This is a genomic window from Streptomyces sp. NPDC001599 (assembly GCF_042893535.1).
Lineage (GTDB): Bacteria > Actinomycetota > Actinomycetes > Streptomycetales > Streptomycetaceae > Streptomyces.
Genome location: NZ_JBIAVA010000038.1, coordinates 1 through 2400 on the forward strand (window position 1 = coordinate 1; position 2400 = coordinate 2400).

Annotated in this window: 1 protein-coding gene and 1 pseudogene; both read right to left on the reverse strand. The window is 68.2% G+C overall.

Annotated elements, in window-relative coordinates; translation table 11 throughout:
* Window positions 1–211 precede the first annotated feature (211 nt).
* Entirely contained in the window at window positions 212–1648 is a 1437-nt protein-coding gene (locus tag ACFYZ3_RS38430) for an RICIN domain-containing protein (protein ID WP_388528046.1), read from the reverse strand.
* 75 nt (window positions 1649–1723) lie between these two features.
* A pseudogene (locus ACFYZ3_RS38435) lies at window positions 1724–2400 on the reverse strand (hydrolase); the annotation flags it as partial.

Genomic DNA, 2400 nt, shown 5'->3' on the forward strand with positions numbered 1-2400 from the left:
AACCGGTACTCATCCACCACGTCACCGGTATTACGCACCCTCAGGCGCACACGCGTACTACTGCCGGGGTCCACAGTCGCGGACGCGGGCTCCAGGGAAGTCCACAGGCTCACACGCCGACGCTACGGGTCAACTCCCCATGGGTCAGCGGCACCCGGGGCAGTACTCGCTGCCCCGAGGTACCTGATCGTACGACTTTTCGGACCCGGCGTCAGTCCTTCGACGGGTGGATGATCTGCCACTCCTGGTCGTCGGTGTTGGTGCAGGTGGCGATGTTCAGCGGAGTCTCGGTGCCGCCGTTCTGGCCCTTCACGTTCAGGCACTTGTGGGCACTGGCGAAGTTGCGGATCCAGTAGTCGCCGCTCGCCTGCTTGTCGATCCACCACAGCTGGTTGTCCGCCTTGGTGCCGTTGCAGTGGAATTCGGCGACCCCCGTTCCCTCCGGGCGAGCGCCGTATTCACCGAGGTCCATGCACAGCTGGTCCGTGACGTTCCGGATCTGGAAGAGCTTGACCCCGTTGGGACCACCGTGCTCGTACTTGACCTCGAGGTTCCAGTACTCGTTGTCGCCCTCTTCGTGGCAGTTGGCCTGCTGAACGACCCCGTTGATCTGGCCCTTGTCCCGTCCGGGGATGTCGGCGCACATGTGGGTGGTGGCGTTGCGCAGCATGACGTTCATGGCGGGCACCACGTCCGGCTTGGCGGGCTTCTTGTCCCCGCCGCCCTTGTCCCCGCCGTCGCCTCCGCCGCCGTCACCGGCGCCGTCGTTCTCGGGCTTCTCGGAGGCCGGCTGCTCCGGCTCCGCCTCGGGCGCGGACTCGGCGCTGCTGGGCAGGGTCTCCGGAGTGGCACTCGGGCTGGGCGCGAGTGTCGCACCCGCCTGCTCGGTCTGCTCGGTCGCGCTCGTGCGGACCTGGGGCTTGTACGCGATCCAGATCATCACGAACGCGATCGCCAACGCCAGGAAGATCCCGAAGAACGTCGCCAGCCAGCGCGGCAGGAACCCACGCTGGACATACGTCCCCTCGATCTCGGTCGGATCCACCCCCGACCGGCGCACCGCCAGCGTGTAGGGCCGCTCCTCCTTCGCACCGAACCAGATGATCCGCTTCGGCTTCAGCGTCGTCTCCACGAACGCCGCACGCCCCGGCTCGATCTGCACATTCCCAGGCCGCACCTCGTACGACAGGTGATCGCCGTGATCACTGCCCGCGATCGACGCCGTCACCTTCGTGTTGCCGAGGTTGTCCACCGCGAGACGCGGCCGCCCCCGGAACCGGCCCTTCACCGTCGGCGGCACCAACTCCGCCCGCACCTCGGTGAACGCCGTGATCGTCAGGTTCCCCTCCGGAACCGTCACCGCATCCGGATGCTCCGTCGGAAGAATCCGTATGGCATACGGATTCGGCCCCGCCACCGCGTCGGAGGTGCGCGGCGGAGCGAACGTCAGCTCCACCGTCCCCGTCGTGCCCGGATACAACCGCAGCGTCTGCGGCTCCACCGTCGTCCAGGGAGCCACATCCCCCACTGGCTCGAACCGGTACTCGTCGACGACATCACCGGTGTTGCGGACCCGCAGGCGCACACGCGTGCTGCTGCCGGGGTCGACGGTGGCGGACGCGGGCTCCAGGGAAGTCCAAAGGCTCACACGCCGACGTTACGCGTGGCCTTACCGGGACGTCAGGAGTCGCAAGGGCAAAGGCGGTTGCCCTCGCATACGCCGTCAGACGGTGATGCGAACGGCTTCCAGCTGGAGTCGGTCGTTCTCCATGTTGCTGCCGAAGTACCGCCAGTCGCCCGGCTCGGTGCAGCCCTGCTTCAGCCAGCCCTTGTCCTTGACGTGGGTGTTGGGGCAGACGGTGCCTTCGATGGTCCTGAGGGTGAACCCCTCCATCGGCGAGACCGCCTCCTTGGTGCTGCCCAGGTACATGTCGGTCTGGTCGGGGACGCTCTCCCACTTGCTGCCGTTGAGCCATGCCTCGACGACATGGGCACCGTTGCCCGTCACGCCCTTGGTCCCGGACACGGCGATGTTCAGGGCCTTGATCGGCAGGTTCTTGCCGACCGTGCCGGCCTCGGCGCCGTCGCAGACCGGGGCCTGCCAGCCCTGGTCGGCCACGTAGGCGCGGTAGCAGATGTGCCGGCCCTCGCTGCGGGCGGCGACCTCCTTCACGGCCGTGGCCGCGGTGCGCACGGGCGGCTTGGGCTTCTTGGACTCGCCGCCCCCGCCACCGCCTCCGCCTTTGTCGCCGCCGTCGCCGTCACTGTCCTTCTCCGACTCCTGGGTGGCCGGCGGCTGCTGCGTCTGCGGCTGCTCGACGGGCGCGGACTCGGCGCTGCTGGGCAGGGTCTCCGGAGTGGCACTCGGACTCGGCGCGAGTGCCACACCCGCCTGCTCGG